This is a genomic window from Rhodopirellula sp. JB055 (assembly GCF_043100905.1).
In the GTDB taxonomy this organism is placed as follows: Bacteria; Planctomycetota; Planctomycetia; order Pirellulales; family Pirellulaceae; genus Rhodopirellula.
On record NZ_JBICHO010000326.1, the window covers coordinates 1 to 4714 of the forward strand.

4 protein-coding genes are annotated in these 4714 nt (G+C 56.3%); 1 reads left to right on the plus strand and 3 read right to left on the minus strand.

Features of this window, described 5'->3' with window-relative positions; translation table 11 throughout:
- Window positions 1–946 (minus strand): SRPBCC family protein (locus ACF8AM_RS12930; RefSeq protein WP_392556031.1); only part of this gene is annotated, 946 nt, incomplete at its 3' end.
- Window positions 947–1510: 564 nt separating this feature from the next.
- On the opposite strand from ACF8AM_RS12930, the gene ACF8AM_RS12935 reads away from it, so the two are divergent.
- Window positions 1511–2554 (plus strand): helix-turn-helix domain-containing protein, encoded by a 1044-nt coding sequence (locus tag ACF8AM_RS12935; protein WP_392556032.1) that lies wholly within the window; start codon window positions 1511–1513, stop codon window positions 2552–2554.
- Here ACF8AM_RS12935 and ACF8AM_RS12940 read toward each other — a convergent pair.
- Together ACF8AM_RS12940 and ACF8AM_RS12945 are read right to left on the minus strand one after the other, a co-directional pair.
- Window positions 2502–3518 (minus strand): hypothetical protein, encoded by a 1017-nt coding sequence (locus tag ACF8AM_RS12940; RefSeq protein WP_392556033.1) that lies wholly within the window; start codon window positions 3516–3518, stop codon window positions 2502–2504. The two genes, ACF8AM_RS12935 and ACF8AM_RS12940, sit on opposite strands and share 53 nt — an antisense overlap.
- Entirely contained in the window at window positions 3515–4141 is a 627-nt protein-coding gene (locus ACF8AM_RS12945; RefSeq protein WP_392556034.1) for a hypothetical protein, read from the minus strand. Before ACF8AM_RS12945 ends, ACF8AM_RS12940 begins: the two co-directional genes overlap by 4 nt.
- Window positions 4142–4714: the final 573 nt, after the last annotated feature.

Here is a 4714-nt window from a genome sequence, read left to right on the forward strand (position 1 = left end):
TGTAAACGTCCGTGATCAGATCTTTGGTTTCGGTCGTTTCCGGATCGTTGCGATAGATTTCACATCCGATCGCTTTGGCCATCTTCAGTTTTTTGTAGCGGATGTATTGGATCCCGCCCGACCACGCGTTGCCAAGATGAGCGTAGTCACCGACATGCCGGACCAATAGAAACTTGCCGGCCGGAACCGTGTCCGCAACACAGCCCTCCGGCACGGGTGTGCCAGCATCGGCCAGATAACCCGCGGTGTAATCGAACCATCGTTTGCGAAGGTCCGAGGTCGTGTGATACAGGCTGGCCCATTCATGAACGCGTTCGTCGTCCGCGTTGTAGTGTGGCTTGACTCGTTCCAACGTCTCAGTCATGTGACAACCAATGTCGTCCATCGTGCAACCGCCACGCTGACCGATGATCATGCGGTCGGGCTCGTTGACCACGCCCTTGATTTCAAGATCTGAAAGCACCTCACCGGTTTCGACGAACTGCTTGAACATCAGCAACCCGCGTTCGTAATCCATGCCCACGAACGTTTCCATCATCGATCGCATCCAAAACAAGAACCACGGCAACTTGCCGCGCATGTGCCAAGTGATCTTGGATCCCGGTCGACCATCCGTCATCACAGGATGAATTTCGAACTCCACTTTGGACTGCGACTTAAACGGCTTGATGAAAGCCAGATCGGCTTGGACCGAAGAGTTTGCCGATCGACTCTGCGGAGCCTGAAGTTCGCGGTGGGTCATCGAACCCTCTCCAACCAGCTCCCCCTTCCAGTGATACGTCGCTCCCAATTCATTTGACGGATCACTGACGGTCACCTCCGCATCAGGATCGACTTGCAACCAAGGCGACCAGCGGGTCCAAGTCGAGTAGTCCCTGACCGCGTCATAAACATCACGTGTATCAGCGTCGATGGTTTGGGAGCGTTGAATATGAAACGCGGGCATGGTGAGTTCGTCCCTTCGAAGTGACAAGCGGAACAGTGTCGTAAATCCTAACAAAAACCTGCGGGAACAACGCCGCGCCGCCACGACCGCTCAATGTTCACCCAGCCATTCCAACCCCACCAGCACCGTCCGTTTGTGCGAAACGACGGGCCTGTCCAACACCACCCCTTCTTAGGGAGACGCATGCACCCAGCTCAATCTGCACACCGAGCGGTTTCGCTAAGTCTACACGCTGCAGCGGCAGTTGGATTCGGTCAGCCGGCGTGCGTCGCCCAAAGTTGACGCTTCAGCAGGCTTCGAATGCCCAGCCCGCCAAGCTACACTGGCTCTTTCGCTCGTGGGCAAGCACGGCTCTGATGGACGAGCGAAACCAAAAGGCCAAACAAGAAGTTTGGGAAAAGAGCCAGTCGCTCTCACGCGAGACGATGCCCCGTAATCGCATAGCGAATAACGATTCTCCTCGAATGGAGCGACTGGCTTCCGGAAAATAGCGAGCGACGGAAACCCGTGTGCGCAAATGATGCGCAATTGGGATGATTTTCAGACAGAAACACTGGTGATTGAATGGCTCAAGCCAACGCCCAACTTAGAGAAGTTCGTCAAAGTTTAGGGTTGTCGCAGTTGCAACTCGCGGCGCGGGCAGGCGTCTCGTCGCGAACCGTCCAGTTCGCCGAATCCGGTCAAAACGTTTCCACCAGCACGATGCGTCGTATCGCTGACGCTCTGGGGATGGAACCGGATCAACTCGTCCGGATCGATCCTGGCACCGGCCAAGACGCGTTCGCGGACTTGCCTTGGTCCATCGCAGACCGATTCCGAAAAAACCGTCGTTTCGACCAAGGCAGCATGTGCCGCAATGAAGCGGAGGTCGTCGAAATCGTTCGGCAACTGCGTGAAAACTTCAGCGTCCAAATTCAAAAGTGGGGCCCCACACAAAACCAACAGCAAGCGTTGCAGCGAGACAAAGCAATCGACGAGGTGTACTTTCGTTATGAACAACGATACGTCGAATTGTGGCGTCGAAACCCGGGATGCATTCGCTTGGATCGATTCGAAGACACGATCGGTGGAGTCAGCATCGCACTGCCATTGACCACAGAATCCTTCCGCGCGTTCCAGGCTGGCGACCTGGCTTGGCTGGATATCTCCGCTGACGATCTGGTGGATCAATCCCAGCACTTGTTGCTCGATTCCGTCACCGAGTTCACCAACCAGTGTCGCCGCCCATGGTACAAGGTCACCGAGTCACTCAGCTTAGTGGCATTCACTCAAGTCGCGGCGTTGGCAATGCACCCCAGCCGGTCTGACTTCGAAATGGTTTCGTTCTCCGCCAGCCCATTGAACGAACGAAGGTTGTGCACGATCGGGTTCGTCCCCGAACCATCCTTTGAGCCCGAATTCAGTCACCCGATCTTCTGGTTTGGAGAAGATTCCCGCATCTTGACCAAAGAGGAATACTCGAACTGGTCCACCTTCAAGCACTTCACGACACTGATCAAATCCGTTGACAAGGCATCGCTTCGCCGGCGAATGTTTCGCAACCTGCTGTCGATGGTCAAGCTGCTGCAGCGACCTGCGAAGAGTTCATTTGCTCGCCGGGCTGCGTGAACGCGGCCGAGTTCCACTTTGGCTTTTCCATCCATGACATGCCGCTTCGCGCCATGAACTGGTAGTGATCCACGGACTGGCACGGAACTCCGGTTGGCAAACAAGTCATCGCCGACCAACTCACCCTGTTAGCCGTTGACTCACTGAATGATCGTCCAGCACGTTGCTGAAGCTCGATGACGTTGCCACGTTCACTCCAGTACCCGGTGTGTTTTAGCCAGTCTTCTGGTTGCCACTGTTCCAGCCATTGCAGTGCCCCCTCGCAATAAAGCGACGGGTTACCGTGAATGCGATAGCCGTCCGCATGTGATTCGATGCGATCGTGGTTTTCCAATTCCGCTTCACCAAAACGAATCCGCTCGCTCACCTTGGCATCCTCCCCGCCCCGGTGTCGCTCCCCGTTCAATTCCAACCTCGGGTCGATCAACTCGTAGATCGGCCGCGAATCCTGATCGCGATGCATCGACGCCAACAGCGTGTGATCCAGTTCCGCCACGCCGTAAGCCTGCAACACCGACAGACGACAACCTCGCTCGGCCAACCATCCATCCACGCTCCGCTGCAACGAAGCCGGCAAGTGGTACCCGCCCGTCGCCCAAAGCAGTTCGCTGGGCCAATCCATTTGAGTATCCAAAGCCTGGATCAACAGATCTGCTCCTGCCAAAGGCTGAGCGACAAAGACCACCCGGCGTTTCTCAACTGCGGCCAATCGCAAGGCCCGAATGCAGGTGGGCGGGTGCAAGTATGTGATGACCCGAGTCATCGATTCCATCCCGCCCAGGGATGCTGGGTAGGCGTCCACCACCAACGACTGCGATGGGTCAACAAAAAATGGTTGGAGCGCCGGGAAGGTGCTCACCAGACGCTGCATCTTTTCTGCAGGCTGCCCGCTGTCGATGACTCGAAACTTATAGGGATCCAGCGACGTGGATCCGGCGGAGTAAGAAAGGATTTTGCCGTTCATGCCACCGCCGCCAATCGCAACGAACTGGCCTTGGAAACCACACCGGTTTGAGCAAACGATCCGCAGCACCGCTCGACCAGCGATAGCTGATTCATCTGTTTGTCGACGCCGGCGAACAAGTCCTGGCAATACGAACGCTGACTCGGATCCACGGCCATCAACAACACATTGCTCTGTGTGCACAACTCCGGGTGAACGAAGTCAAACCCAGGCAGGTAGGAAAATCCGATGCGACGGTAAAATGCTTGCATGCGAACGTCTGCGTTGACGACTGAGACCCGCTTCCCCATGCTCAATTGATCTTCCCAGGCTCGACGCACCAGTGTTCGCAGAGCTTGAATGGGCGTGCTCGGGCCACGTCGAATCCGCAACTTGCAAGTCGCGATCAATTCCTGGCAATGCTGTTCCAACAGGACCGCTGGATAGTGGTCCTCACAATCCAGTCGGCCATTCGCGGCCGCCTGCACCGTCAGCGCCCCAAGCGGTTGACCTTGCCACTTCAAAAGGTAGTGGTGGCTGTACTCGTCGTAGCGATAGACGGTCTGCTCAGATCCGTCCCGACGGATCTCCTGAATCAGGTCAAACAACGGGTCGGTTGTTCCCAAGCAATGCAACACATCCATGTGTCGGTTCCAACATTTCAAAGTAAGCGACGGCTCTTCCCTCACAGGCGAAGAAAGTCATCCGACGTGTGTCACTAACAACCCTTTCATCAATCCAGCAACGTGAAAATTTGTCACCACTCATTTGCGCATCACGACCAAGGAACACCTCCCCTTCCTCACCAAGCGTCCTTGAATCGAACGCCCCGTCCCCATGGCCATGAAGCACACCCCGCCGCAGGACCAACGTCATTTTCGGATGCCGCCTTCCGGTGGATTTCCACATGCCGCCCCCTTCATGAAACGAAGTTTGGTGAGAGGTCGAGCGACGCCTCCCTCTGAGTCGTTGATTCATTGAACGAAGACTCCCCCCTCCCTGTGGGGAGGGCGTGCATTTTTTAATGCCGTGCTTGCCAAACACTTATCATCACCCTCCCCTGGGAGGGTCGAGCGAAGCGAGGGGAGGGTCGAGCATTGGATCCAGCACGCAACCCTCCACAGACGACGGGGGCAGCCCCCCCCCCCTTTTTCCAAGGGGGAGCAAATTAAAACGAGCACGAGCACGAGCACGAGCACGAGCACGAGCACGAGCAC

Excerpts from the sequence above, each read along its gene's own strand:
- ACF8AM_RS12935 (WP_392556032.1), top strand. The coding sequence starts at position 1,511 with ATGGCTCAAGCCAACGCCCAACTTAGAGAAGTTCGTCAAAGTTTAGGG.
- ACF8AM_RS12940 (WP_392556033.1), bottom strand. The coding sequence starts at position 3,518 with ATGAACGGCAAAATCCTTTCTTACTCCGCCGGATCCACGTCGCTGGAT.
- ACF8AM_RS12945 (WP_392556034.1), bottom strand. The coding sequence starts at position 4,141 with ATGGATGTGTTGCATTGCTTGGGAACAACCGACCCGTTGTTTGACCTG.